This is a genomic window from Gillisia sp. JM1 (assembly GCF_000424645.1).
GTDB lineage: Bacteria > Bacteroidota > Bacteroidia > Flavobacteriales > Flavobacteriaceae > Gillisia.
On the sequence record NZ_KE384218.1, the window covers coordinates 1,813,014 to 1,838,887 of the forward strand.

The 25,874-nt window shown below is 33.6% G+C and carries 29 protein-coding genes and 1 pseudogene; 12 read left to right on the forward strand and 18 right to left on the reverse strand.

Annotated features, from left to right (window positions below):
- The first annotated feature begins 38 nt into the window (after positions 1-38).
- The 3 genes from H033_RS0111375 (at position 39) to H033_RS0111385 (ending at position 1,786) form a co-directional block, all read left to right on the forward strand.
- Positions 39-782 (forward strand): SOS response-associated peptidase, encoded by a 744-nt coding sequence (locus H033_RS0111375; RefSeq protein ID WP_026838439.1) that lies wholly within the window; start codon positions 39-41, stop codon positions 780-782.
- 178 nt (positions 783-960) lie between these two features.
- Positions 961-1,386, forward strand: a complete 426-nt coding sequence (locus H033_RS0111380) for an NUDIX domain-containing protein (protein ID WP_026838440.1) — start codon at positions 961-963, stop codon at positions 1,384-1,386.
- Positions 1,387-1,396: 10 nt separating this feature from the next.
- Entirely contained in the window at positions 1,397-1,786 is a 390-nt protein-coding gene (locus H033_RS0111385) for an acyl-CoA thioesterase (protein WP_026838441.1), read from the forward strand.
- Here the strand turns inward: H033_RS0111385 and H033_RS0111390 are convergent.
- The 4 genes from H033_RS0111390 to H033_RS0111405 all read right to left on the reverse strand — a co-directional run bounded on the left by H033_RS0111390 (position 1,783) and on the right by H033_RS0111405 (position 5,533).
- A complete protein-coding gene (locus H033_RS0111390) occupies positions 1,783-2,712 on the reverse strand; it encodes a mechanosensitive ion channel family protein (protein WP_026838442.1) in 930 nt (309 codons plus the stop codon). The genes H033_RS0111385 and H033_RS0111390 overlap by 4 nt on opposite strands.
- Positions 2,713-2,824: 112 nt before the next feature.
- On the reverse strand, positions 2,825-3,916 hold the full coding sequence (locus H033_RS0111395) for an endonuclease/exonuclease/phosphatase family protein (RefSeq protein ID WP_026838443.1): 1,092 nt from the start codon (positions 3,914-3,916) through the stop codon (positions 2,825-2,827).
- Positions 3,917-3,936: 20 nt separating this feature from the next.
- A complete protein-coding gene (locus tag H033_RS0111400; protein WP_026838444.1) occupies positions 3,937-5,247 on the reverse strand; it encodes a mechanosensitive ion channel family protein in 1,311 nt (436 codons plus the stop codon).
- Between the two features lies 1 nt (position 5,248).
- Positions 5,249-5,533 (reverse strand): DUF3817 domain-containing protein, encoded by a 285-nt coding sequence (locus H033_RS0111405; protein ID WP_026838445.1) that lies wholly within the window; start codon positions 5,531-5,533, stop codon positions 5,249-5,251.
- 179 nt (positions 5,534-5,712) lie between these two features.
- Here H033_RS0111405 and galE point away from each other — a divergent pair, with 179 nt between their 5' ends.
- The gene (gene galE, locus H033_RS0111410) at positions 5,713-6,744 is read left to right on the forward strand and encodes a UDP-glucose 4-epimerase GalE (RefSeq protein ID WP_026838446.1); all 1,032 of its coding nucleotides are present in this window, start codon (positions 5,713-5,715) and stop codon (positions 6,742-6,744) included.
- A gap of 64 nt (positions 6,745-6,808) precedes the next feature.
- Here the strand turns inward: galE and H033_RS0111415 are convergent, their stop codons facing one another.
- Positions 6,809-6,964 (reverse strand): YqaE/Pmp3 family membrane protein, encoded by a 156-nt coding sequence (locus H033_RS0111415; protein ID WP_026838447.1) that lies wholly within the window; start codon positions 6,962-6,964, stop codon positions 6,809-6,811.
- A 157-nt stretch (positions 6,965-7,121) separates the two neighbouring features.
- Here H033_RS0111415 and H033_RS0111420 point away from each other — a divergent pair, with 157 nt between their 5' ends.
- Complete coding sequence (locus H033_RS0111420) at positions 7,122-8,231, forward strand: DEAD/DEAH box helicase (protein ID WP_034886192.1); 1,110 nt, start codon at positions 7,122-7,124, stop codon at positions 8,229-8,231.
- 5 nt (positions 8,232-8,236) lie between these two features.
- Here H033_RS0111420 and H033_RS22075 read toward each other — a convergent pair whose 3' ends face one another.
- Positions 8,237-8,425, reverse strand: a complete 189-nt coding sequence (locus H033_RS22075) for a DUF1206 domain-containing protein (RefSeq protein WP_316928648.1) — start codon at positions 8,423-8,425, stop codon at positions 8,237-8,239.
- Positions 8,422-8,919: a DUF1206 domain-containing protein gene (locus H033_RS22080; protein ID WP_231367603.1), complete on the reverse strand. Its 498-nt coding sequence runs from the start codon at positions 8,917-8,919 to the stop codon at positions 8,422-8,424. Before H033_RS22080 ends, H033_RS22075 begins: the two co-directional genes overlap by 4 nt.
- 366 nt (positions 8,920-9,285) lie before the next feature.
- Here H033_RS22080 and H033_RS20075 point away from each other — a divergent pair.
- Positions 9,286-10,178: pseudogene (locus H033_RS20075) on the forward strand (IS1595 family transposase).
- Positions 10,179-10,188: 10 nt separating this feature from the next.
- On the opposite strand, the gene H033_RS20080 reads toward H033_RS20075, so the two are convergent.
- From H033_RS20080 to H033_RS0111450, 5 genes are all read right to left on the reverse strand, one after another.
- On the reverse strand, positions 10,189-10,932 hold the full coding sequence (locus H033_RS20080) for a DDE-type integrase/transposase/recombinase (protein WP_196809436.1): 744 nt from the start codon (positions 10,930-10,932) through the stop codon (positions 10,189-10,191).
- A 13-nt stretch (positions 10,933-10,945) separates the two neighbouring features.
- A complete protein-coding gene (locus H033_RS22500; protein ID WP_155827844.1) occupies positions 10,946-11,143 on the reverse strand; it encodes a DUF1206 domain-containing protein in 198 nt (65 codons plus the stop codon).
- Positions 11,144-11,423: 280 nt separating this feature from the next.
- On the reverse strand, positions 11,424-12,191 hold the full coding sequence (locus tag H033_RS0111440) for a DUF1206 domain-containing protein (RefSeq protein WP_026838449.1): 768 nt from the start codon (positions 12,189-12,191) through the stop codon (positions 11,424-11,426).
- Between the two features lie 88 nt (positions 12,192-12,279).
- Positions 12,280-12,897: a YqaA family protein gene (locus H033_RS0111445; protein WP_026838450.1), complete on the reverse strand. Its 618-nt coding sequence runs from the start codon at positions 12,895-12,897 to the stop codon at positions 12,280-12,282.
- 79 nt (positions 12,898-12,976) lie between these two features.
- Positions 12,977-13,351, reverse strand: a complete 375-nt coding sequence (locus H033_RS0111450) for a hypothetical protein (RefSeq protein WP_026838451.1) — start codon at positions 13,349-13,351, stop codon at positions 12,977-12,979.
- A gap of 272 nt (positions 13,352-13,623) precedes the next feature.
- Between H033_RS0111450 and H033_RS0111455 the strand changes: the two genes are divergently transcribed.
- From H033_RS0111455 to cysM, 6 genes are all read left to right on the forward strand, one after another.
- On the forward strand, positions 13,624-14,343 hold the full coding sequence (locus H033_RS0111455; protein ID WP_026838452.1) for an SDR family oxidoreductase: 720 nt from the start codon (positions 13,624-13,626) through the stop codon (positions 14,341-14,343).
- 907 nt (positions 14,344-15,250) lie between these two features.
- On the forward strand, positions 15,251-16,003 hold the full coding sequence (locus H033_RS0111460; RefSeq protein WP_026838453.1) for an SDR family oxidoreductase: 753 nt from the start codon (positions 15,251-15,253) through the stop codon (positions 16,001-16,003).
- Between the two features lie 190 nt (positions 16,004-16,193).
- Positions 16,194-16,598 (forward strand): hypothetical protein, encoded by a 405-nt coding sequence (locus tag H033_RS0111465; RefSeq protein WP_026838454.1) that lies wholly within the window; start codon positions 16,194-16,196, stop codon positions 16,596-16,598.
- Between the two features lie 174 nt (positions 16,599-16,772).
- Positions 16,773-19,031 (forward strand): FUSC family protein, encoded by a 2,259-nt coding sequence (locus H033_RS0111470; protein WP_231367604.1) that lies wholly within the window; start codon positions 16,773-16,775, stop codon positions 19,029-19,031.
- 427 nt (positions 19,032-19,458) lie between these two features.
- Positions 19,459-20,253 carry a serine O-acetyltransferase gene (locus H033_RS0111480; RefSeq protein WP_026838456.1) on the forward strand — a complete coding sequence of 265 codons (795 nt, stop codon included), beginning with the start codon at positions 19,459-19,461 and terminating at the stop codon, positions 20,251-20,253.
- On the forward strand, positions 20,246-21,130 hold the full coding sequence (gene cysM / locus H033_RS0111485; RefSeq protein ID WP_026838457.1) for a cysteine synthase CysM: 885 nt from the start codon (positions 20,246-20,248) through the stop codon (positions 21,128-21,130). Before H033_RS0111480 ends, cysM begins: the two co-directional genes overlap by 8 nt.
- A gap of 72 nt (positions 21,131-21,202) precedes the next feature.
- Here the strand turns inward: cysM and H033_RS21615 are convergent, their stop codons facing one another.
- From H033_RS21615 to H033_RS22090, 6 genes are all read right to left on the reverse strand, one after another.
- Entirely contained in the window at positions 21,203-21,361 is a 159-nt protein-coding gene (locus H033_RS21615) for a hypothetical protein (protein WP_155827796.1), read from the reverse strand.
- Between the two features lie 61 nt (positions 21,362-21,422).
- Positions 21,423-21,776, reverse strand: a complete 354-nt coding sequence (locus H033_RS21010) for a hypothetical protein (RefSeq protein WP_051227887.1) — start codon at positions 21,774-21,776, stop codon at positions 21,423-21,425.
- A 280-nt stretch (positions 21,777-22,056) separates the two neighbouring features.
- On the reverse strand, positions 22,057-23,490 hold the full coding sequence (locus H033_RS0111495; protein ID WP_026838288.1) for a transposase: 1,434 nt from the start codon (positions 23,488-23,490) through the stop codon (positions 22,057-22,059).
- Between the two features lie 351 nt (positions 23,491-23,841).
- On the reverse strand, positions 23,842-25,014 hold the full coding sequence (locus tag H033_RS0111500; protein WP_196809452.1) for an IS4 family transposase: 1,173 nt from the start codon (positions 25,012-25,014) through the stop codon (positions 23,842-23,844).
- A gap of 71 nt (positions 25,015-25,085) precedes the next feature.
- A complete protein-coding gene (locus H033_RS22085; RefSeq protein WP_231367605.1) occupies positions 25,086-25,490 on the reverse strand; it encodes a Crp/Fnr family transcriptional regulator in 405 nt (134 codons plus the stop codon).
- A 129-nt stretch (positions 25,491-25,619) separates the two neighbouring features.
- Positions 25,620-25,772 (reverse strand): hypothetical protein, encoded by a 153-nt coding sequence (locus H033_RS22090; RefSeq protein WP_231367606.1) that lies wholly within the window; start codon positions 25,770-25,772, stop codon positions 25,620-25,622.
- Between the last annotated feature and the right edge of the window lie 102 nt (positions 25,773-25,874).

The following is a 25,874-nucleotide window of genomic DNA, read 5'->3' on the forward strand; positions in this document are numbered from 1 at the left end:
TAGAATATTTAATTTTAAAAATTCATACCGGAATTCGTATGTGTTATAAGGGAAGTATAGCGGCTGAGGAGAGGAGAATAGAGGATAGGATTTCTAGAAATTTCAAAAAGAAGGTCCAATATACTCCTTCCTATAATATAAATGCTTTCGCTAATCCCAAGCTATATATTGTTGCCCAAGATGAACCCGATGTGATTAAGGAAGGTGTTTGGGGATTGGTTCCAAATTGGAAAAAAGACGACTCTCAAGGGTTTTTAAGCGGAAAACAATATACCAATAATGCAAGGGGAGAAGATCTATATGAAACCAAATCTTTTAAAGATCACGTGATCAATGAACGATGTTGGATCTTGTTTGATGGTTTTTTTGAGCCTCATTATTATTCTTCTAAAATTCAACAAGCCTATTTCTGTTATATTCCTGATGGGAAATCTGTCTTAGATAGGGGAATACTTACTATAGCTGGAATATATTCCAAAATACATGATGATTATTATGTGAGTTTAGTAACTACCGAAGCAAATAACTTCTTTGCTGAAATTCATAATAAACAGAAACGAATGCCCTTAGTACTTGATCCTCGTTTACAGGAAGAATGGATCTTGAAGGATCAGTCTAAAAGTGTGATTTCTGATTTGGTAAAAAAGGGATTTATAAGTGATGAATTTCGTGCTCATCCAGTATCAAATCAATTATATAAGGGAAGTAACGATGAATCAACAATACAACCAGTAGAACCATTTCAATCGACTTCTTTATTTAATCCCTCATTGAGGGTTTAATTCCCCGAGGCCTGCCCGAAACATTCAGGCGGGCCTGCCCGAAACATTCAGGCGGGCTTGCCTCGAATTTTTAAAAGTATTTTGTAATTCATACCTCATGGGCCCGCCCGTACCGTTCGGGCGGGCTTGCCCCGAGGTTCTTGATTTAACCAGCTATGCTAAACACAAATTAATCTAAATGAGACAAGAAATAGCAATTACTGTAGATACAGTAATACTTAAGGATTTACTATCTTCAGCCAGAATTCTATTAATTAAACGGAAGAACGAGCCTTTCAAAAATAGCTGGGCTTTGCCAGGCGGTTTTCTTGAAGAAACCGAAAATTTAAAAGAAGGAGCAAAACGAGAATTACTGGAAGAAACAGGATTAGAAGTAGAAGTTTTAAATCAACTGAAAACCTACGGCGATTTGAATCGGGATCCACGGGGCAGAACAATTTCAATTGCCTTTATTGGCAAACTAAATAAAGAAGTTAAAATAAAAGCGGGGGATGATGCCAAAGAAGCAGATTGGTTTAGTTTAGATGAACTACCAGAACTAGCTTTTGATCATTCCAAGATTATTGAAGATGCAAAGAAGTATCTTCAGGATTATAATTTATAAAAAAAATAACATGAGATTTCATACTAGAAAATGGGTAAAACCACAAGATCTTAATCCTAATGCTTCATTATTTGGGGGTAGGTTGTTAGAGTGGATAGACGAAGAATGTGCCCTATATTCTATTATTCAACTAGAAAACCCAAAAGTAGTTACCAAGTTCATGAGTGAAATTAATTTTCAAAGTTCAGCAGTTCAGGGTGATATTATTGAAATTGGGATAGATGTAGTGAAATTTGGCAATGCCTCTTTAACCTTGCGTTGTGAGGTGCGTAATAAGATGACAAGAGAAACGATAATTTCTATCGAAAATATTGTTATGGTTAGCTTGGATAAAAATGGAAAGCCACAAGCTCACGGGAAGTCTGAGATCGAGTTTGTAAAAGACAGGCTTAAGGATTAGTCTTTTTTATCTTCAATTTTATCTTTTGGTGGATTGGAAAGTCTTATTGGAAGATCCACATCTTTATTACCTCCATAGATCTTGATCTCTTGAATATCTGCAGGCATATAATATCCATTGTCTTCCAAAGCTTCTTTTACAGCTCTAACTACATTTCCTTTGGTTATAAGTGCCATTCTTCTAAAATCGAACGTATCTACCCAAAAGAACACTTTTAGATTAACTGTACTTGTAGCTAATTCGTCTTCAATCACAAAATTAACATGCTCCTCATCTTCAATAACATTAGGTTGTTTTCTTAAAGCCTCCATTACGGTTTTCTTGGCTCCCTCAATATTATCCTCATAAGCAATTCCAATTACAAAACTCCATCTAAAGAATCCATCTTCAGTGTAATTTGTAACAGGCTTGGTTAAAACATCACTATTTGGGATATATACATCTTTTCCATCAAAGGTTTTTAGCTTGGTGTATCTAAATTCCAAGGTTTTTACCTTTCCAATGTTTTCTCCAATTTCTACGGTATCGTGAACATTAAAAGGTCTATTAAAAGCTAATATAACCCCCGCTATAAAATTCTCTCCAATATCCTTAAATGCAAAACCAAATATTATTGCGCTTGCACCAGCAGCAGTAAGAATAGCGGTAGCTATTCCACCTAAACCGGCTGCTCTCAAAGCCAACATTATAGCAATTATTAGTGCTATAATTTTAATTGTTTTCCCTAAGAATTTGCTCATTAAAGGATCGTTTGTACGTTTTGAGATCCTTGTTCTAGCAAAATTACCAACCCAAGACCCTATTAAAACACCTAAGATTATAATTAATAATCCTAATCCGATTCCCGGTAATTGCGCAATTAAACCATCATAAAAGTGAGTGAATGATTCCTGTAAGCTTAAGGTGTTTTTAGTAATTTCTTGCATTTATTATAGAATTAAATGGCTTATGCTATCAATTAGGGATTGAAGTTAATAAAAAAACCACATTCATTTATTTTTTCAAATAAGTGAATGTGGTTTTTTCTTATAAAAGTGATTATTCTCCTTTGCTTCTCTTTTCTCTTTGTTCTTCTAAAGCATCTTTAATTTGCTCATTCGCATTCTCCAATTGCTTTTCTGTAGGACCTTCAATCTTTTGTTCTGCAGCTTTCTCTGGCTCTAAACTTAAACTGATATAAAAAGGAAAGTGATCTGAATCTATATTCTCTCCTGTTTTAACTTCAACTAATCTAAACTCTTCAGAAACAAAAAAATGATCTAAAGGCCATTTCATAATAAAACTAGTGGCATCAAATGAATTATAGAACCCTCTACCTTTTCGAATATCTAATAAGGAACTAACATCCTTAAACAAAGAAGAACTTGAGGACCAAGCCACATCGTTAAAATCTCCTGCTACTATTGTTGGCATCTCTCTTTCTAGTGCCATTTTTGCTACCATCAACATTTCTGCATCTCTATCGGTAGAAGTTGGATTTTCTTGAGGCATTGGTGGCGTAGGATGTATTGCGTGTAACATGATCTCTTTCCCAGATCTTAATACTAAAATTGTATGAATAGATGGAATACTGTCATCCACCAAAAATCTTTTTTGCGGATTCTTCATTTCAAACTTAGAATACAATAACATCCCATAAGTATTGCTTATAGGCACTTCAACACGATAAGGATATTTTGCAACAGCATCATGCACGTCATTCATCCATCGTTTATCTGTTTCTGTTAACAATAAAATATCCGGATCTTTATCTTCAATTTCCTTGATTAAAAGAGCTGGATTGGTGTTTTTCTGTAATACGTTGGCAGCATAAAATTTAAAAACATTTTCTGGATCTATATTATCTGAAACTTCTGCTACTTCATGCTTCCCATGCGGCAAATAGGGGAAGATTTTGTACATCTGGAAAGAAAAACACATTACTAATACTGCTACGAATAAGTAATCTTCTACCCATTTAATATTGAATTCTATAAAATATACTACTATAGCGACAAAAGTTAAAATAGTAAGTTGGATGTGAGGATAATCGAACATTCTAATCCACCAAAAATCGGCTGCAGCTAAAGGAATTAAAGTTAATATTACTGCAAATATACCGAAGCCTTGTAAGAAGGGTTTTAATTTCATTAGTTAGTTTAGATGTTTGGTTAGATTTGGTTATTAGTAGTTGTATTCTGGTTCATATTATTTGCTAAAAACTTTAGATCATCTCCAGAAGGGACTTCAAAAAGTTGAAGACCAAAATAAGGTAATGCTGCGATTAAATGATCAAAAATATCGGCAGCAATATATTCATAATTTTCCCAACGTTTATCACTACTAAAACATAGGATCTCTAAGGGAATTCCCTGAGGAGTTGGAGATAAGTGTCTAACCATTAGATATAATTCTTTATTTATACCCGGATGATCATGTAAATAGGCATCGGCGTATTTTCTAAAAATCCCTAAATTAGTTTGATTTCTTCCGTTTATAGGAAGCGTGGTGTCTACATTATTTTTTTTGTTGTATTTATTTACTTCCTTTTGGCGATGTTCCAAATAAGGGGCAATAAGAGTAATTGATTTAAGTTTCTCTAGATCTTCTAAAGTCACAAATTTCACGGAATTTTGTTTGATATTGATAGCTCGCTTTATACGTCTACCAGGTGATTCTAGCATTCCTCGCCAGTTTTGAAAAGAATCTGCAATTAAACTATAAGTTGGAATTGTGGTAAAAGTATTATCAAAATTCTGTACACGAACTGTTGCAAGATTAATTTCGGTTACATCTCCATCTGCTCCATATTTACTAAAGGTAATCCAGTCTCCAATACGCACAATATCATTTACTGAAACCTGAATAGACGCAACAAATCCCATGATGGTATCCTTAAAGATCAATAAGATAACTGCAGATGCAGCACCTAAAGAGATAGCAAAATTAATAACAGATTTCCCTGTTATTTCAGAAAAAACAAACATAATACCCACGATCCAAATAAAGATCATAAGTACCTGCATGTAACTATCTAGGGGTTTGTCAAAATATTCTTCTCTGGTCTTTAGATAATTCTTACTGGTACGAAGTAAACTCCTAAAGATCCAAACCACCAAAATTATTATATAGAGGTTGGTTAAGAAAATGACAACTTTTAAGACGAATTGATGATCTATAAGAATAACAGGAATAGTAGCATAGACGACGAGAATAGGAATAATTCTCCCTACATATTTTGGGAAATTACTCTTAATTAAGAAATCATCGAAAGTGGTTTTAGTTTTATTGGTAAAGGCTTTAAAAGATTCTATTACAAATCTTCTTAAGATATAATTTATAAAATGGACTAACCCAAAAAGGATGAGAAGATTTATTGCTAGATTTAAATAACCTGCTGCAACAGTATTCATTCCTTGATCAATAAAATAACTTTCAAGAAAGCAGCTAATAGGTTTTATATCAAAAATGTCTTTAAACATATTATAAATACTTTTTTTCTATATAGAATGGACCAAAAGGAATTACCGAGCAAGCAACAGCAAGTAGTAAAGTTTTAAATTTCCAATCCAATATATTATAAACTATTACAGCGCCTACAAGATAGGATATAAAAAGGATTCCGTGAGCCATTCCAACCACTTCAACCATTTGAGGAAGATCAAACAAATACTTTAATGGCATTGCTATAAAAAGTAATAATAAAAAAGAAAGTCCTTCTAAGATACTTACCCATTTAAAAACTTTGATTTGAATATGTTCATTCATTAATTTGAATTTTTGCAAAGATAAATTTAATACTTAGAGTAGGTAAAAAATACTTTCATTAAATAGCTGTTGAAAGGCTTAGCTTGTTAAAAATCTACCAAAAATTTTCAGGAATTTTATTTAAAGATGGTTCTTTTTTTACAATTTGACTATTTTGCGGGGAATTAGAAAATGAAAAAATGAAATCTAAAATATTAGTTACCGGCGGACTTGGATTTATTGGCTCGCATACGGTAGTTGCACTTCAGCAGCAAGGGTTTGAGGTTGTTATAATAGATAATCTGTCAAACTCTTCTCTAGATGTGCTAGGGGGAATCACTAAAATTACCCAGATCACTCCAGAGTTCGAAAATATTGATCTTCGAAATAAAGAAGCTGTGATCGATTTTTTTGAAAAATATCAGGATATATCTGGAGTAATTCATTTTGCAGCTTCCAAAGCGGTGGGCGAAAGTGTGGAGAATCCGTTGTTATATTATGAGAATAATCTTTCCACCTTAATCTATATTTTACAGCAGTTAAGTAAAAAAGATAAAGCGAGCTTCATATTTAGCTCTTCCTGTACAGTATATGGTCAAGCCGATAGTTTGCCGATCAATGAAAATGCAATGATCAAAAAGGCGATGTCTCCTTATGGTAATACCAAACAGATTGGGGAAGAGATAATTATGGACACCTGTAAGGTTTATCCAAATTTAAAAGCGATCTCTCTTAGATATTTTAATCCTATAGGAGCTCATCCAAGTACAGAAATAGGAGAGTTGCCTATAGGTACACCTCAGAATCTTGTTCCTTTCATAATGCAAACTGCCATTGGAAAAAGAGAACAACTTTCAGTTTTCGGAAATGATTATCCTACCAGTGATGGTACATGTGTACGGGATTATATTCATGTGGTGGATCTTGCCAAAGCACATGTGGTAGCACTTAAAAAGTTGATGGATGAAGCTTTAGATAAAAATTATGATGTTTTCAATCTGGGAACTGGAAAAGGAAATTCTGTTCTGGAAGTTATAGAATCTTTTGAGAGATCTACCGGTAAAAAATTACCTTATAAAATTGTTGATAGAAGAGAAGGAGATATTACTGCAGCTTATGCAGATACTCATAAAGCAAATACAGGATTAAACTGGAGAGCAGAACATACTTTGGATGAAGCTTTGGAAAGTGCTTGGAAATGGGAGAAAAAAGTCTTTAAAAATGAAGAGTAGGAAATAAATTTAGCTCTTTAGATAACAAAAAAGCCACTTATAATTAAGTGGCTTTTTTGTTTTTCTATTTACCATTTACATAAAAGGCATGAATAACTCCTGGTATCCAACCTAAAGCAGTAAGTAGTAGACTAATTAAAAAAGTAACTCCAAGACCGTGTTTTAAGAAAACGGCTAATGGTGGTAATAGTATATTTAAAATAATAGTAATTAAAGACATAATATATGTTTTTTGATTTAAATCGAAATTAACTAATCTCTTATAAAGACTACTATTTATGAATTTGGTTTAGCTATAAATTAACTAATTATAACTTAAGCTTAAGAATACTTAATCTGAATTAGAAAAGGTATCTTTGCAAATTCAAATAAGAATTATGAGTTTTACTGCAATAGGTGTATCCAAAGATATTGATAAGGGATTAAATGAATTAGGGATAATTACACCTACTAAAATCCAAATGGCAGCAATTCCTGTATTATCTGCAGAGAATATAGATTTTGTAGGTCAGGCACAAACAGGAACAGGTAAAACTGCTGCATTTGGTTTACCATTGTTGGCAAGAGTAGATACCAGCAAAGATTATATTCAGGCACTTGTTTTGGCACCTACCAGAGAATTAGGACAGCAAATTGCAAAACAGCTATTTAAATTCACTAAATATTCTGAACAGGTTTTTACTGAAGCGGTATATGGTGGTGAAAAGATAGATATTCAAATAAACAGATTAAATAGACCAACCCATATAGTAGTTGCCACTCCGGGGAGACTTATAGATCTTATGAATCGAAAGGCATTGGATATTTCTAAAATAAGCACTTTAGTTCTAGATGAAGCAGATGAAATGCTGAGTATGGGGTTTAAGGATGATCTTACTAAGATTTTAAGTAAAACAAAAGGAGATCGAAATGTTTGGTTATTTTCTGCTACTATCCCAAAAGAATTAAATGAAATTATAGAAAACTATGTGTCCAAGGATGCATTAAGAATTTCAATAGATAAAAATGATTCTGTTAATACAGGAATTGTACACCAGTATGTTTCTGGAGATGATAATAATAAATTAGATACGTTGGCTTCTTTCCTTAAATCTCAAGGAAAACAAAGAGGTATAATTTTTACAAAAACTAAAGCAGCCGCCAAGGTACTTGCAAAGCAGCTTCATGCTAAGAATCATGAAGTTGGTTTATTGGAAGGAGATATGCATCAAAAAGACAGGGATAAGGTAATGCGTGCTTTTAAAAATAAAAGTTTACGATTATTGGTATCTACAGATGTTGCAGCCAGAGGTATAGATGTAGACAATTTAGCTTTTGTAGTTCATTATCAATTACCAGATCAAACCGAATATTACACGCATAGAAGTGGTAGAACTGCCCGTGCAGGTAATACCGGGGTTTCTTTAGTATTAGTAAATCCCAAAGAAGCCAGAAAAATATTTGAACTGGAAAAGGAACTTGGTATTAAATTCACCAAAATAAAATAAGAAGATTAATTGAACCGTCTATATTTAGCTAGCATAAAGGTATATATGGCATAAGCTATTAATCCTGTAGCAACAATCCCTAATAACCAGGAGCCATACGAGGAATCTTCTAGAAAGGAGAATACATCTGTAGTAGTTTTTATTTTATCTGGATCGGAGGATACTGCCGCTTTAACACTAAAGAAACCGATTATAAGGAATTATAACTCCCCCGAGAAGCTAATCCTAAATATGCGGAATTATAAATAGTTTTTCTACGTTTTTCTTCACTTAGAGCCTGGGAACTAAAGTGCTTTTCGAATTTATCTTTATTTACCTTTGTAAATTGATATATACTGATTCCAATTAGAATTACACCTACAATCCCCAATGCAATTAATCCAAAATCTGATGCTAAGAGGCTGGTTTTCTTACCAGAACCTCCGGAACCTGAAGATGATCCAAATCCACTTATTAGGGCTAAAACTCCAAAACCTAGATACAACAAACCGCTAATAAAAAATCCTGCTCGTTTGATCTTCCCTTTTTTCAGATTTCCAATATTTTCAGGACCCTTAATGCTTTGGAATAAGCGCCAAAATGAATAGCATAGTAATCCTAATCCAATGATTATTAAAAGTATATTTCCAAAGGTATGTTTTTCTAAAAATTCCAATACCTGTAATTTTCCTGATTTTTGACCGCCCATATCAATGGCTGCTAAAAAGTTAACACCCCAGTTATGGCATAAATGATTCCTTTTGCAACAAGCCCGGTTCGAACTATGTTTTTAATATTATTATTCATGATAATTTTAGTTGTTACTTAAATATATCAGAAAATATAGAATGCTCTAGGACTTTTATAATATAATTATTTTTTTTTAGAAATTGTGTAGTAGACTATAGGTTCTATCCTTAAGTGTCGAGTTTCACAAGGTTGTTGATGGAAGTTGATTAAGATCAGATTGTAAACTTAGGATTTTATTTTTAAATTCATTGGGTGTTGTTTTAAATAATTCAGTAGAGGTCGCTATTTAGTTTCATATCTTCGTAACCCATAAACAAGGGATATTATGATTAATTTTGAAGGACAAAATGCCCAAGAGTTCTATGCTCGGTTCAATTCTGTGGATTCTTGTAAGGAATATCTATCCGAGATCAAGTGGAAAAAAGGCTTTATATGCGTGAAATGCAGTCATTCCAGGTGTCAGGTACGTGCCAACTACAGTCGCACCTGTAATAAGTGTAGCCACACGGAGTCACCTTCGGCAAATACACTATTCCATAAAGTGAAATTTGGACTGGACAAGGCTTTTATTATTTGTTTTGAAATGGCGAGCACCACCCGTGGCCTATCTGCAGTTACTTGGCAAAGCGACTGGACATCACCCCATATACCGCACGAATGTTCATGTACAAGGTCCGTGAGGCCATGAAGTCCAGTGGGAATTTCCCGATGGTCAATCGAGTGGAGATAGATGAATTTGTGGTGGGCGGTAAAGAGGATGGTAAAGTCAGAAGAAGCTATGATAGCAAGAAAAAGAAGGCTGTTGTTGCACTTGAGCTAACAGATAAAGAAAAAGTGAAAAGAATGTATGTAAACCAGATAAATGACTTTTCTGCCAAAGAACTGCGTCCAATATTCGATAGGCATATTTCAAGGTCTGCCAACGTCACTACAGATCTATGGCGTGGTTATAGGCCAATAGCCAAGGATTATAAAATTGAACAGATACCCAGTGATACAGGGAAGAACTTCAAGATTCTGCACACTATGATTCATCAGGTCAAATCTTGGATCCGCACCACCTATTCCTATGTGAGTCCTTTTCATATCAATGGATACTTTGATGAATTTTGTTACAGATTGAACAGAAGTGGAAGCAAGAGAACTATATTACACAACCTTATTTCCAGAATGATGGATAAACCAAAATTATACCATAGCAAATTAATATGTACTTAAGTAGCGACCTCTATAATTCAGGTTCTATTTTGTACCATTTTTCAACTGCTTGAAAAGGAGTTTTCACATTAAGTTCTTTTCTCAAAGAACCATGCCTCCTGTACAAATTATAGTAGCACAGGAACTCCATCATATCCTTCCCCATCTGCTGTTTGTTTTGATATTTTATTTTTAGGATGGTATTGTTTTTAATCGTTCCGTTGGCTCTTTCCACCATACCGTTCGTTTTTGGTGTTGCTGGTTTTGTAAGCCTATGTTCAATGTTGTTCTTCATGCATTTCACATCCATTTTAGAAGGCTTGTCACAAAGTTTTCCTTTTTTGGACATAATAAGCCTGTTGGTGAATTCAAGTCCATTATCGGTTAAGATATGACTGATATGGACCGGAAAGAAATCCAGGCATTTGTCCATGAAATCTTCTGTGCTCTCAGCCTTTTTGTTTTCATAGACCTCATAGAACATAGTCCTGGTGGCCCTATCTATTGCCACAAATAAATAATATGACTGCCCTTCGAATTTGGGCAAATAGGTTACATCTATATGTAGGTACCCTGGTTTGTAGGCTTTGAATTTTTTGGCAATATCCCTCTTTTCCTGAGGTACTTTATTGATGTTTTCCTTCACAAAACAACGGTAGACAGAACTTCTTGAAATTGCCGGGTTACCCTCCAACAAAGATTCCCAGACCTCATCAATGGGTAGCCACGTGGAACTCCTCAAACTTATGGCAAGCGCTTTTTCCAAATCGGTCAAAGCATATATAATGTTATGGGGCGCACAGGAAACATCTTGGACGAAATCCCTGTTTTTCCATTTTGAAATAGTTTGTTTGGAAACGTTGATCCTTAATGCTTTGGAATAAGCGCCAAAATGAATAGTATAAAAATCCTAATCCAATTATTATTAAAAGTATATTTCCAAAGGTATGCTTTTCTAAAAATCCAATACCTGTAATTTTTCCGATTTTTGACCGCCCACGTCAACGACTGCTAAAAAAAAGTTAACATCCCAATTATGCCATAAATGATTCCTTTTGCAGCAATCCCGGTTCGAGCTATGTTTTTAATCCCTCATTGAGGGTTTAATATTATTCATGATATTTTTAGTTGGTACTTAAATATATCAGAAAATATAGAATGCTCTAGGACCTTAATAATATAATAATGATTTTTTAGAAGTTGTGTAGTAGAATATAGGTTCTATCCTTAAGAATTAATAATAAGGTGCTAGAGTAATTTTAAATCCTAGAAGCTGCGATATTTAGCAGAAAGAAACATATAAATAGCATAGCAAATAAAACCAAGGGATACTATTCCTAATAGAAAAGACCCCCAAAAGGAGGTTTCAATAAAAGAGAATACATCTGAGGTGTTTTTAATTTCGTTTAGATTGGCAGTAATAGCACCTTTTAAGGCAAAAAAGCCAATAATAAGAAAAATCACTGCCCTTGCAGACATTCCCAAGTAGGCAGAGTTCTTTATAATCTTTCTTTTTTTCTCGTTTGTCATAGATTTCAGGTCGAATTTTCTATCGAAATTTGTCTTGAATAATCTAGTGATCTGATAGACTCCTCTCCCAAAGAATACTGAGCCGACCACAGCTAAAACCCATAAGCCAGCTTCTGTAGTTAATATACTGGAATGCTTCATCTCAGAATTTCCTTTAGATCCGCCTGCTATTAAAACTGAAAGTCCAGCTAAACTCACATAGGTGATTCCACTTATAAATAAAGCAAAACGTTGACCTTTATTCTTACTTTTACCATGCCTTTTTTGAGGATCTACAAAGGCTTGAGCAAATCTCCAAATAGCATAGCAGAGAAGGCCGATTGACAATAAGATTAATAACGTACTACCTAAATCCTGTTTTTTGATAAAACCTAAAGCTTCTTCTTTCCCTGCTTTTTGTCCGCCTAATTTTATAGTAGCCATAAATGTGAGAATACCTGTTACTAAATAAATTAGCCCTTTAGCAATATACCCAGTTCTAGCAATGTTTTTTAAAGCGCTCATTTAATTAGAAATGAAATGAAGATTATAATTTTAAGAAAAGGAAATTCAGATTAATTTAAGAAGAAATTAAATTACGAACACATAAATTTTAAACCATTTCAAAGATCACCAAAGCATATGCATAGAATCTTACAAATCTTAGTAAACCATACATAAGAAAGCTCAAAAAAGGGAATCGTATAATTCCTGCAGCAATACTTGTCATTGCGAAAGGTATAGGAAGTAAGGCTCCAACAATTATTAAAAAACCACCCCATTTCCGTGTGTTTTTAATGTGTTTTGCCATATTAGTTTCGATCTGTTTATGTACCACTGGAATTTTAGTGATTCCAACACCGATAAAATAGGAGACAATCCCACCCATATATGATGCAGCTGCCAATAAAGATAAATAGAAAATAGGGAATTCAGACTTTCCTGCCCAAGCAATAAATAACTCTGGAGGGATAATTCCAAGTAAAGATTCTGAAGCAAAGAATACGCCAAGAATACCAATTGGAGAATAGGTTTCTGTAACTGTAACTAGTAATTTATCAAGATCTAGGACAAAATAATCCACGGCAAAAATAGCTGCAATAAAAAGGAGTATTGGGATAATTGCCTTTTTTACACTTTTGGCCACAAACTTATAAAAACCGGTATAACTATAATACTGATGAAGTAAACGCGCTCGCGATTTCTTTTTAGATTTCGCTTCCTTTTTCATTCATTGTTAATTTAATTAGGATATTAAAATGCTATTATAAAAACAGTTCAATTACTTTTATAATAGCACTCAAATTCAATTAATTATCTTCAGCAAATTCAGCTAAGGCACTACTGTATTCACGTAAATCGCTCACATTATTTTTAATTGAAGTGTCATGCATCAATGATAAAAGATAATCTAAACTTTCCTGTGGAGAAGATTCAATAGCTTTAGCTTGTTCTTCATTCTCCTCTAATGGTTCATCATCAGGAATATGAATTTCAAAAGATTTTGTAGCTTCAAGATGTTCAAAGGCTAAACGGATCACTTTTGCTAAAAGAGGGTTTTCTTCTTCAATAGCAAAAGGTCTTAATTGTTTCAGATCCTCTACAAGTGTATTAATAACTAATCCGTTACGCATTAAATCGCGTTGAATTTTATCTATTAGTTTTTGAGCTTTTGGATTTTTCAACTTATATATATTTTGTGTTACTTTCAAATTCTAAAACCCTATAACAGCTTATTTTAAAGGCTTTTTTAGGGTGATCGCAAAGTTACTCCTTTAAAGTTTTTTTGAAACCATTTTGGCTAATATTTATAAAAGATTTTATTGCCTTATTTAAAGTGTTCATTCATAGCGAGATTGCTTTATTTATACTAAGAATTAACAATTTATTAGTCTGTAATATTTTCAGTAGCAATCTATGTTTAGTAGTTTTAAACTTATTCTAAAAAACACAGAAAATGGAAAATTATAAACAGAAAGTAGCATTAATAACAGGAGGAAGTAAAGGAATAGGTTTTGGAGTAGCAGAAGCTTTATTAAAACTTGGAATGAGGGTAGCTATTACTAGCAGAAGTTTAGATTCCGCAGAGAAGGCGGCTAAAGAGTTGAAAAATATAGGAAGTGGAGAGGTCTTAGCTTTAGAAGCAGATGTTAGAGAATATAAAAGTCAAGAAAAGGCAGTTAAGAAAGTGATTGATACTTGGGGTCAACTTGATGTTTTGGTTGCAAATGCTGGTGTAGGTCATTTTGCTCCCATAGATGAGTTGAGTATAGAAGATTGGCAAGCAACCATAGATACCAACTTAACAGGTGTATTCTACAGCATAAAGTCTAGTATAGAAGGTTTAAAAAAATCTGAAGGATATATTATTACAATTTCAAGTCTGGCAGGCACAAATTTCTTTGCTGGCGGAACTGCGTATAATGCAAGTAAATTTGGGGTAACAGGATTTACTCAAGCCGCCATGTTAGATCTAAGAAAGCACGGAATTAAAGTTAGTACTATAATGCCAGGATCTGTTGCAACTCATTTTAATGACCATGAACCAAGTAAAGAAGATGCGTGGAAAATTCAAAAAGAGGATATTGGAGAGCTGGTTGTAGATCTTTTAAAAATGAATCCTAGAAGTTTACCTAGTAAAATTGAAGTACGCCCATCGATGCCCCCAAAATCTTAGTTTTAAGATATTATGAACTGTTATAAAAAAAATTTATAACAGTAAATTACAAGAATACCTGCCGAATTTATTTTGCAGGTATTTTTTTATTGTATATCCGTTTATTGTCCTAAAAGTATCTCGTCACCCTAAGACCATAATCAAAAACTTCGAAAAATGGGGGTATTGACGATCGAAAGTAGCGTTTTGAAATCTTTTTCCGCAGTATAAATTTAGTTTTGCGTTAAAAAACCTTGAAGCCTGGCAAATGCTTAAACGAGTTACTATTGACGTAATTCCAAGAATATGGAATGCACTCCCTCTCGAAAGATTTTGGGAATTAAATAAAGATTTGTTTAATTTTTAAGATTGTTCATTTTTTTGTTTGTCCAAAAAACGAACAAAAAAAAGGACACTTTTTTGTAGGTGTTTCCAAATACGCTAACGCATAATTGGAACCGTACTTCCACGGCTAAATTTTCTCCAAGGCTTCGAAAATTTTACGCCGTGGAAGTACTACACTTGCAAAAAAGAAGTTCTTAAGAACATAAATCTACTAAAAACCATAATACGTCAAAAACCTACGCTAGATAAACTTTTTTATCACGGGTCTCAGCATGGCGGAAGTGAAAATCAGTATCGTCACCCTGAACTTGTTTCAGGGTCTCTTATTCGGAGTAACTTTCAAAATACGTCAATGGTAATTTATTTCAAGGTTTCTGTTGATTATATTCATATACAGTATTATGAGATTCTGAAATACCCGAAGTATTGGGACAGAATGACGTCTTTTGTCAGTTTAGGATACTTTACGGACAAATACTTTTTTTTAAGCTTTAGATCATATAGTTAAAGATAAGCTAAACCTTCAAATGGATTATTTATTAGCTCCTTCCTTTTTGTAACTTATTATTCAAAAAAAATAATTATGAGTATTAAAGGAAAAACAATTATTATTACGGGAGCCTCAAGTGGAATAGGGGAAGCAACGGCGTTGAAACTTTCTAAAGAAGGAGCAAATGTAGTATTAACAGCGCGTAGGGAAGACAAATTAAAAGAGCTAAAAAAGAAAATAGAAGCTAAGAAGGATCATGGAAAAGCATTAGTAATAACGGCTGATGTCACAAAAAAGCAAGATTATAAAAAGATCATTGAAGGCACTTTGAAAGAATTTAAAAGCATAGATGTGATTATTAATAATGCAGGCTTAATGCCATTATCGTATATAAAAAATTTACATACAGATGAATGGGATAAGATGATCGATGTAAACATTAAAGGTGTTCTAAATGGTGTAGCAGCTGTATTGCCAAGCATGATGGAACAAAAAAGTGGACATATTATTAATATTTCCTCAAGTGCAGCTAGAAAATATTACCCAGGAGGTTCGGTTTATTGCGCAACCAAATCTGCAATAAAAATGTTTTCTGAAGGATTACGTCAAGAATTAGCTCCAACTTATGGAATTAAGGTGACTTCCATAGAACCAGGATTTGTTTCAACAGAACTTACAGAAACAATTACCGATGAAGAAATCAAAAAAGAGCTTATGCCAATGGTTAAGGATCTTACTACTTTAGAAGCGGAGGATATTGCAGAGGCTATTTATTATGCGTTGTCTCAGCCTGATAGAGCTAATATAAATGATGTTTATATTATGCCAACCGAGCAAAAAGAGTAATAAATACTTAAATTCAAAAATTAAAGATGCTGTGCGATTAATAGTTCTCACAGCATTTTTTTGTTTGATCATTTTATTGAATAAGCACTAATTTTTTAATCTCAAAATAGTTGAATTTATTTGGTTTTATTTTGAGGATAATTCGTTGATATTTAGTAATTTAAATAAGCCTTAATTTAAATGTTACATTATGAAAATAAAGCTACTATTTTTGTCCTCGCTCTTTTTGATGGCAAGTTTTTGCGAGAGAAATGACCTTCCCAAGGATAAGGTTTCTGTTGAAAATGAAACATTTATTTATCTTTATTTTAAAACTGAGCAGGATTGTTTAGATGCACAAACAACAGATTTTTTTATTAACTGCCACTCCGAAATAAAATTCTTGGAAAATGGTTTAGCCGAAATAATGCTTACAGATATTATTTGGCGTGGAGAATATACTGTTAAGAAGAAAAATATCATTGTGACTTTTGAGGATAATCATGAAGTGCCGGAAGGAACCTTAGTCTTTCAGATTATAAATAAATCCAAAATAAAAAGATTAGATGATGATACAGTTTGGAAAAAAATGACAGGAGATTCTATTTGGGATTGAGTAAAATTCAAAATTTTAATTAGCATTTAAAATGACTTTCGATACTTCTTATAAAATTATCGAATAATATCTCCAACTTGGTTTACATATTTATAAAACGAATTTTTTTCAGAAAAGTTTAACGCTCTCCAACGCTTAAGCTATTACCTTTGTTTACTAGACCTAAATCAGAATTTGAAGTATATAACCATTGATTTTAAAGACTTCTATAAGGAAAGCTTACTTTTCTTAAAAAGCTCCGATTTCACGAAAGCCATGATCCTTGGGATAGGAATAACCCTTCCCATAATTGTTGGTGTCTATATGGATAAATTGGAAATTGGACTTGCAATAGCTGTTGGGGCTCTGTTAGCTTCTCCAAGTGATGTTGCCGGGAGTTTTCGGAATAAAAATTTTGGTATATTACTTTCTGCACTATTTGCTGTAGTTGCCAGTTTAGCAGGTGGTTTATTGAATTTTACAGTATGGCTAACTATTCCAATAGTTGGGATTCTTATGTTCATATTTTCCTATTTTTCGGTTTATGGGTTTAGAGCATCTTTAATAAGTTTTTCAGGATTATTCGCATTGGTACTCAGTTTCGCAACTATTTCAGACGTCCTTGAATTTTATGAACGTGCTATTTTAATTGGTTTAGGGGGATTATGGTATTTAATATTAACGATCATATGGCATAAATTAAATCCTAAAGCACAAACCGAGCAATTGTTATCTCAAGCACTAGATTTAACTTCTAGTTATCTAAAAGTTAGAGGGCAGTTATTGGCACCAAATACAGATAGGGAGATATTGCAAAGGAAACTATTGGATTTGCAGGCTAACCTGAATGCAAATCATGAAACTTTAAGAGATATTCTTATCTCTTCCCGGAAAAATTCCGGTAGCTCAAATTATCAACGCAAACGATTACTGATTTTTATCCAACTAGTAGATATTTTGGAATTGGCCATGGCAAATCCAGTGAACTACGAAAAAATGGATGAAATTCTATCCAAGTATCCCGAGAAAACTAACTTATTCCAGCAATTAATCTTTGACATGGCCTCAAGGATAAATTATATCTCTGAAACCTTCATACAATCCAAAAAAATACCCAGTTCTAATCTATTAGGAGATTGTCTTCAGAAAATAAGAGATCAAATAGTATCTATGGATCTTTCTGAAGAGCAAGAGTCTTTAGAAAGTTCAATCCTCCTTAAGAATTTATATGATTATCAGCATAAGCAGGTTGAGAAAATTAATAAGGTTGAGCGTATTTTAAGTGATAAAGATTTTAAAGATCTTCATTTTATTAAAAGAACAGAGGCTCAACGCTTTCTTGTACATCAGGAATACGATCTAAAGATTCTAACGGAAAATTTTAGTTTGAAATCTGCTATTTTTAAACATTCCCTGAGATTGGGACTAGTGGTTATGATAGGTTTTGCCATTGGAACCTATTTTTCATTACAAAACACTTATTGGATCCTGTTAACTATAATTGTTATAATGCGTCCAAATTATGGTCTTACCAAACAACGATCTAAACAACGTATAATTGGGACTTTGATTGGTGGTGCCATCGCAACTGGGATCGTATTAATAATTCAAAATACTACAGTTTATGCAATTTTAGCTATCTGCAGTTTGGTTTTAGCTTTTTCGATGGTTCAAAGAAATTATAAAACATCGGCGACTTTTATAACCTTAAGTGTGGTATTTATATATGCATTATTAACTCCAGATGTACTTAGTGTAATCCAATTTAGGGTTGTAGATACAATTATTGGTGCAGGCCTAGCAGCAATTGGAAATCTAATATTGTGGCCATCCTGGGAATTTTTAGGTATTAAAACCATTGTAGGAGCTAGTTTAAGAGCAAACAAGGAATACCTTTTAACTATACAAATGTATTATCAAGAAAAGGGAAATTTGCCAACTTCCTATAAGCTGTCTAGAAAAGCAGCTTTCTTGGCCACTGGTAATTTAAGTATGGCGTTTCAAAGGATGACTCAGGAGCCTAAATCTAAACAGTTGCATTTGGATAAATTCTATGAAGTTGTGGTATTAAACAATACATTGCTTTCCTCTTTAGCATCTTTAGGTACTTATATTCAGAATCACCCAACCACCAAGGCTTCCAATTATTTTAATAATTATATAGAAGGAATAGCCCATAATTTAGATATCGCCGAAAGTTTTATTTCTAATAACGACTATTTAAAAACATTTGATTCAGACAATAAGGAAGAAGCACAGAATTATTTTGAGCAACGCTTTGAATCTATAAATATGAATATTAAAGAAAAGGAGTCCCATAACGGCTCTTGCAACATGAGCAATGCCCAGCAATTACAAGAACTACAATTAGTAACAGATCAACTAAAATGGCTATATTCTTTAAGTGAAAAAATAATTAAAAGAATATCATTAATTCCATTTCCGAAGGATTAAAAAAGTTTAATTACAGACACAAATTAAATCAAAAAGCCACCTGTTTAAGGTGGCTTTCGAAATTAATTAAAATCTTTCATCTAACTAATGCTTAGGTTCTTGTGTTTTTTTCTGATCCTGTTTTTTTGGTTCAGATTTTTTTTCATCTTTTTTTGCTGGTCCCTTTTGAGGATTTTGTGATTGTGCCATGATTATATATTTAGTATGATTAATACACTAATTTACAGAAATATAAAAGACAGTGTTTTTCTCTTAATATATTTTTAACGTTGATGAAAAGTTAAATTTTTTGGTCATTATTTTAAGAGTATCCCTTAACATAGATCTATAATTCTTCATTAATAAATCCATAACTTTGAAATTAATCGGCACAAAAAAATATGCCTTTTTAAAAAGGCTAATTCTTACTATACAGGATCTATAAAGTATGAAGAGAGAGACTATTATTCAAAAAATTCAGGAACAAAAGCAATTTCCACATTTGAAGTATGCTATTCGTGAAAAATCTGAAGCATTCACACATAAATTATTCTATACTTTATTTGATGAAGCAACCCCGGTGGAAAAGAATATAGACCAACTTCAATTAGATTTTCAAGAATTGGTAGATCTTGTTTGCTGGGAACCGGGAAAACCTTGCAAAGAGATATGGCAGTCCTATTTAGAGAAATTACCAGAGATCTTGGAGAAATTAAATAAGGACGCAAATGCAATTATGAGAAATGACCCTGCAGCGAATTCTATTGAGGAGGTTTATCTGGCTTACCCTGGATTCTTTGCAATCGCTATTTATAGGCTAAGTCATGAGCTCAATAAATTTGGATTACCTCTGGTTCCACGACTAATGTCTGAATGTGCTCATAGACAAACTGGAACAGACATTAATCCCGGAGCTCATATTGGAGTTCCTTTTTTTATAGATCATGCAACAGGAGTTGTAATAGGTGAAACATGTATTATCAAAAATAATGTTAAGGTCTACCAAGGTGTTACCTTAGGTGCGCTCTCTGTTCACAGAGATCTTAGAAATATAAAGAGACATCCCACAATTGAAGAAAATGTGACCATCTATGCGAATGCAACAATTTTAGGAGGGGAAACGGTAATTGGAGCAAATAGTATTATTGGAGGAAATGTCTGGTTAACAGCTTCAGTACCATCAAATTCTATGGTATCTCATAAGCCTCAAATCAAAATTAAAAATACAGTAAAAAATGAATAATTCTATATTAGGTTTAATTGGTAATACGCCATTGGTTAAGACGGAAACCTTAATCAAAAACCCTAAGGTTAGTCTTTTTTTAAAATTGGAAGGGCAAAACCCAGGAGGCAGTGTGAAGGACCGTGCTGCGTATAATATGATAAAAAGTGCTTTGGAGCGGGGAGACATCAACAAAGAGTCTAAGCTTATTGAGGCTACAAGTGGGAATACAGGAATAGCTCTAGCAATGATAGCTGGAATCTTCAAACTTGACATAGAACTGGTAATGCCAGAGAACTCAACTATTGAGCGGGTACAAACGATGAGAGCCTATGGCGCAAAAGTTACTTTAACTGATGCAGATGGAGGTATAGAAAATGCTAGAGATTATGCCGAAGAGAAAACGAAGACCGGCGATTATTATATGATTAATCAATTCGCTAATAACGACAATTGGAAAGCACATTATAAAACCACAGGGCCTGAAATTTGGAGAGATACCAACAATAAAGTAACTCACTTTGTTTCTTCAATGGGAACCACAGGAACTATTATGGGTACTTCAACCTTTTTAAAAGAGCAAAATAATAGCATTCAAATAGTAGGTGTACAGCCTACGGATAATTCTAGAATTCCCGGGATAAGAAAATGGCCTAAAGAATATTTACCAAAAATATTTAATCCCAAAAAAGTAGACAGGGTTATAGAGGTGAGTGATGTTGAAGCAAAAATAATGACACAACGACTGGCTAAAGATGAAGGGATTTTTGCAGGGATGAGTAGTGGAGGTTCTGCAAGTGCAGCGATAAGATTATGTGAAGAATTAGAAGAAGGAGTTGTAGTAAGTATTGTTTGTGACCGTGGAGATCGCTATTTATCATCAGATCTATTTATGTAAAAAATCAAGGAGCTTGATGGTTTATCAAGTTCCTTGAATCATCCTGTCATTTTTATAAAAGAATCCCATTTTTTAAATATTTAGCTTAACACTAGCTAAACCTGCATCTGATGTAGAACCTGAAACAACTTTTTTATTTTTTAATTTGTTATTATTTGCAAGTTTAATTTTATAGAACTCTTTATCAAATCTATCAAATCTTCCACTGGCACCATATTTATTACTCGCCATTGTCTATCCTTGATTCTGTGTATAAACTTGTCGTCTTATATCTAATGGAAGTGTTTTGTTACTAAATTTTTGATAGGTAATAAATAACTAACTCAACATCAATGTTATAAGTAGCCTTTAAATGCCCTTTTTTACTTTTGAAGGTCACTAAAAACTCATCAAAATCATCTGAACTATTAAGGGATGATAATAAGCCTTTAAAATCAAAATTTTGTTTCATAAATTGAATGGGATTCTTATAAAATTCTCCAATGTAGTTTTCTTTAACAGTAAAAACGACAGAATACAAATCGGAATTTACTATTATAGCATCGGGATCATAGCTTATAGGCGCTTCACCCGATTGGATAACTTTTTGTGCCGGCATTGCACCCTTACTTAATAGCAGAAATACAAATAAAAGCATAGTTTTCATAATATAAATTAGTATTATCCGGTAAAAAAATTCAGGATTTCGGTGAGGCTAGAAGTAACGCGGATTAAGACTGTTTTCAATGTTTAGGAGCTTGCTATTGGAACACAGAATTATTTTTTCCTTTTTCAAAAATTTATACAGATTAAAATATTGATTTTCAATTAGTTGGGATAAAGTCTTACGTCTTGAATCTAGCAGCGCAGCGATCTTATATCTTTTGTCGGACGACAATGAATATAAATATTTAGGTTAATACCTCAAGTTTCGCACCAGAGTAGTTTTATGCAACAGCTTGATATTTAAATTCATGAGTATTTGTTATTAATCCAAAATCTTCAATATTTGATATTATTTGGCAGGTAATATATTCAATATCAATTGATTCTACTAGTTTTTCCAAAACGGTCAGTATTAAGTCGACAACTGCTAATATCCTGATATTTAACTTGTTTTCGATATAATCTTGTTTCAAATCTCTGAACAATCCGCCTATGGTTTCATAAGCCTCCATCCTGTATCGGATGCTTGTGAGTAAATACTGGGTCATTGTAATTGTTATTTGCGCAATTTGAACATCAAAATTGGTGGACTGGCATTTCCCTAGCCCAAAGAGCTGTTTGGCTTCTTTAAAGAAGACTTCAATTGACCATCGAATACTATATACTTCAATTGCTTTTACGAATTTTAATGCTGTATCAGTCGTTATCAACGTGTGCCATTTGCCGTTTTTTCCACGTCTTGAAATAAACACGGCAACCTTAAGTCCATCAATTTCAGTTATGTAGTGGTGGTAGTGGTAATTAAATCTACGGCACCGCTTTGGTTTTGTTTTCTGTTTTTTGAGCTGTGACAATGTTCTAACCTTTGATTTAACTTCAATTTTACTATTGTATTTATACATCCCAATAATATGGGCCGTCTCACAAATACTTCGCAACTTTTTAAGCAACCCTACACTTGTAAACCAGGTATCCATTAAAATGTAGTCTACTGGGATTTTACGCTTTACAACCCTTGAGAACATTTGCACTACTAGGTCTGTCTTCTTTTTATTGAGTTCCTTATACCTCTTTGCCGCAACTGTCTTGCTACATCTTGGTGTCTTCTTTTGGGCCTTGCGCTGCTTTGCCGTTAGGCCATATTTTAATTTGGATGTCTTGCTCTCACGGTGCAAACTAAAATCGATGGGGATAAAAACACTTCCGTTCCAATACCCTGCCACAAATAGTTTGAAGCCCAAGTAGTAGGTTTTTGATACATGGTTGTAGATCTTTGAGACCCCCTCAATGGTCTTTCCTGTTTTTGGAAGATCCGTGTCATCAAAGATCAAGCATCTTGTAGCGGCTGCCGAAGGTGTGAAAAGTTCATCTTTCAATAAATACTGCTTTACGAACTGAGCCAAAAAAGCTCTCCAGTTGATTTTTTGATTAGCTAGAATCCGATAGTACGAATCTTTTCCACATTTACTCAATTCCGTGCCCTTATTGGCTGTAAGTCCATAAATGGAATTGACTCCAAGAAGTGGTAAAATTAAAAGCGTAGAGATCAAGCTCTCGAATGAAAAACCTGCCTTCTTGCACCAACTGAACCGGCTTTTTATTTTATCAAAACCTAAAATATTCAGATGTGACTGTAAATATTCTGAACTCACCCAAACCTTAGTAAACTTTCCTTTTAATTCTTGGGTTTTTGCAATATCTTCGTGTTGTAGCATGTTTTGTACTTTATGTGTGGTAACCTAAAGATACAGTAAAACCAAGGGTTTCCCTTGGTTTTCATGCTATTTATTATCGCTCAAAGCCTGTAAACAATGGGTGCGAAACTTGAGTTAATACTATATTAAAGGTAAAGGAGATAAAGCCATTCTAATATGTCCTAAGTAGAACAACCTTCTATTATAATTGTCTATAAATGAATTTTAGGCTGATAAAATTAATAAAGATTATACTTTTTCTTGTCTGCCATTATTCTAATAAGTGTTTTTAAATCAATCCTGTCCTAAATAAATTTTAGCCACCTAAAAATTAATCATTTTACTGGTCTTCACGGCTGTTTTTGTATATTTTCAAAAAAGAACCCCTTGTATGCATTTATTTGGAGGCGGTTGTTCCTTCGCAAAAGGATTATCGAGCCATTGGTATAAATCCACTTTCACAAAAAGGTTAAGTCTAATAAAGGCTACCAAATTTGATAAGTACCAAGGGTGTTTTGCCTGTGTTTTAAGTGCTTTCAGGATTAGAATGGTAATCAGCGCAGTCCAAATCTGTATCATGACCGCATTTTGGCTAGTTCCAATGAATGACTTTATGTGCAGTTGTTGTTTTATGTCCCTAAAAAAGATTTCCACTTCCCATCTGGCCTTATAGAGTTCGGTTATGGTGTTTGCTGTCCAAGACGTTTGATTGGTAATAACTTCAATGGCCTGCTGATTTTTCTCGTCCCATAGGGCAACCCTGCGCAATCTTTTGGGATATTTTTCTTTTGTTTTGGTACCTGTCAGTTCAATAATCTCATCTTTTAGAAGATGCTGGTGTTTGTTTTCTGGCAATTCCAGCTCTTTGATGGTTTTGAACTTTATGTTGTCCTTATGCCTGACCACAAAATAAACCCCGTTGCTGTCCCAAACATTCAGCAAGGCAAAATCATTGTAGAATCTATCGGCAACAATAACACTTCCTTTTAAAAGTGGGACATCATAAGCCCCTTTGTTATCCGCTGTCTTGCCATCTGTAATATTTACATAGGCAGGTAGATGACCATCATAATCAAGAAGGGTGTGCATTTTTACAGCTCCCTTTTTAGTCTTGTATTTTGCCCAATCAAAAAGGCTTAGACAAAGACTTATGGTGGTAGCATCCAATAAGAATATTTTTGACTTTATTTTGAACTTGGTTCGCTTCATTTGCGCTTGCTGTCCCAGACTCTCCAACAATACGAAATAGTAATCCCTAAAAAGCTCCCAGCTACGGTTCTTGTTTTGATAGCTAATCGTAGATTTCGAGGGTGCTTTCAGCATCCCTAAATGGTTCAGGTTGCCTGTGGCAGAACGTAGTCCATTGCTTATATCACGTACAGATTGACTCTTGGCAAATTGACAGAATAGCATTGAAACCAAGTGGGACCAACTATCAAATCCTTTTTGATGTTTATCACTTTGATGCAATTGTGCTAATTTCTTGAATTTTGATGTGTCTAATTTTGAGATAATTTGAGAAAACAGCGTTATATTTATCATCAGAGAAAGGTTTTTTGTGTTGCACCATAAAGATAACTTTGTGGAACAAAATTTCCTTTCTCTTTTTTAAACGTTTAGGACGCTATTGTTTTTAAATCTTTTATCTCCATTTTTTTTCTAAAGATTTTAATAGATCCGTTTTCTTTGAGCTCTTGAAGGTGCCTATTTACTAACGCTCTTGTAGATCCTATTAGATTAGTAATTTCCTTATCTGGAAGATCATTGTTTAACTTCAGGTTTTGCGATTCTTCAATTATGTTTCTAGGTAAAAGATTAAGTAATCGGGTTGAAATATCGGCAAAGGTTATATCGGAAACAAAATTTTCTAAGAGTCTTAAATGCCTACCTGCATAGGGCAGAATTTGTTTATAGTTTTCAGGATTTTCATCCAACCATTTTCGAAGATCTTCCGTAGGTGCGGAAATAAGCTTTGCTTTGTCTGAACACTCATAATATACTGCATGTTTATTGCCATCCAAGAGGCAATAGAGGTCAAAAATATCACAATTGGTGAGTAAGAATAAGGTTATTTATTTACCATCCCAATCATTTACGTGATACATTTTAATCCTTCCTGAGAGTAGAATATAAAAGTGATAGGATAATTTTTAAGCACTAAGAATGCAAGTGTTTTTTGGCCAAGATTCCTTATGGAATAGGGACAGAAAAGAATCAATTGAATCTGGATGCATATTCTTTATTAATACACAATCCTTCAAATTTTCTTTGTAATCTGCCAATCTTTTTTCTTTCCTTTCCATAATTTTAATTGTTAATTACAGTTGGGGAATTGGGGGAGTGAAGTCATTATCCAAGTGGACATTTAAGTGAGAATGAAATTATGATTGGGGGGGGGGGTGGAT

Excerpts from the sequence above, each read along its gene's own strand:
- H033_RS0111455 (WP_026838452.1), top strand. The coding sequence starts at position 13,624 with ATGGAAAATTATAAACAGAAAGTAGCATTAATAACAGGAGGAAGTAAA.
- H033_RS0111385 (WP_026838441.1), top strand. The coding sequence starts at position 1,397 with ATGAGATTTCATACTAGAAAATGGGTAAAACCACAAGATCTTAATCCT.
- cysM (WP_026838457.1), top strand. The coding sequence starts at position 20,246 with ATGAATAATTCTATATTAGGTTTAATTGGTAATACGCCATTGGTTAAG.
- galE (WP_026838446.1), top strand. The coding sequence starts at position 5,713 with ATGAAATCTAAAATATTAGTTACCGGCGGACTTGGATTTATTGGCTCG.
- H033_RS0111440 (WP_026838449.1), bottom strand. The coding sequence starts at position 12,191 with ATGAGCGCTTTAAAAAACATTGCTAGAACTGGGTATATTGCTAAAGGG.
- H033_RS0111405 (WP_026838445.1), bottom strand. The coding sequence starts at position 5,533 with ATGAATGAACATATTCAAATCAAAGTTTTTAAATGGGTAAGTATCTTA.
- H033_RS0111400 (WP_026838444.1), bottom strand. The coding sequence starts at position 5,247 with ATGTTTAAAGACATTTTTGATATAAAACCTATTAGCTGCTTTCTTGAA.
- H033_RS0111420 (WP_034886192.1), top strand. The coding sequence starts at position 7,122 with ATGAGTTTTACTGCAATAGGTGTATCCAAAGATATTGATAAGGGATTA.
- H033_RS0111465 (WP_026838454.1), top strand. The coding sequence starts at position 16,194 with ATGAAAATAAAGCTACTATTTTTGTCCTCGCTCTTTTTGATGGCAAGT.
- H033_RS0111415 (WP_026838447.1), bottom strand. The coding sequence starts at position 6,964 with ATGTCTTTAATTACTATTATTTTAAATATACTATTACCACCATTAGCC.
- H033_RS0111495 (WP_026838288.1), bottom strand. The coding sequence starts at position 23,490 with ATGCTACAACACGAAGATATTGCAAAAACCCAAGAATTAAAAGGAAAG.
- H033_RS22090 (WP_231367606.1), bottom strand. The coding sequence starts at position 25,772 with ATGGAAAGGAAAGAAAAAAGATTGGCAGATTACAAAGAAAATTTGAAG.
- H033_RS0111460 (WP_026838453.1), top strand. The coding sequence starts at position 15,251 with ATGAGTATTAAAGGAAAAACAATTATTATTACGGGAGCCTCAAGTGGA.
- H033_RS0111375 (WP_026838439.1), top strand. The coding sequence starts at position 39 with ATGTGTTATAAGGGAAGTATAGCGGCTGAGGAGAGGAGAATAGAGGAT.
- H033_RS0111380 (WP_026838440.1), top strand. The coding sequence starts at position 961 with ATGAGACAAGAAATAGCAATTACTGTAGATACAGTAATACTTAAGGAT.
- H033_RS0111480 (WP_026838456.1), top strand. The coding sequence starts at position 19,459 with ATGAAGAGAGAGACTATTATTCAAAAAATTCAGGAACAAAAGCAATTT.
- H033_RS0111395 (WP_026838443.1), bottom strand. The coding sequence starts at position 3,916 with ATGAAATTAAAACCCTTCTTACAAGGCTTCGGTATATTTGCAGTAATA.
- H033_RS0111445 (WP_026838450.1), bottom strand. The coding sequence starts at position 12,897 with ATGAAAAAGGAAGCGAAATCTAAAAAGAAATCGCGAGCGCGTTTACTT.
- H033_RS0111390 (WP_026838442.1), bottom strand. The coding sequence starts at position 2,712 with ATGCAAGAAATTACTAAAAACACCTTAAGCTTACAGGAATCATTCACT.
- H033_RS22080 (WP_231367603.1), bottom strand. The coding sequence starts at position 8,919 with ATGGGCGGTCAAAAATCAGGAAAATTACAGGTATTGGAATTTTTAGAA.
- H033_RS21615 (WP_155827796.1), bottom strand. The coding sequence starts at position 21,361 with ATGGCGAGTAATAAATATGGTGCCAGTGGAAGATTTGATAGATTTGAT.
- H033_RS21010 (WP_051227887.1), bottom strand. The coding sequence starts at position 21,776 with ATGAAAACTATGCTTTTATTTGTATTTCTGCTATTAAGTAAGGGTGCA.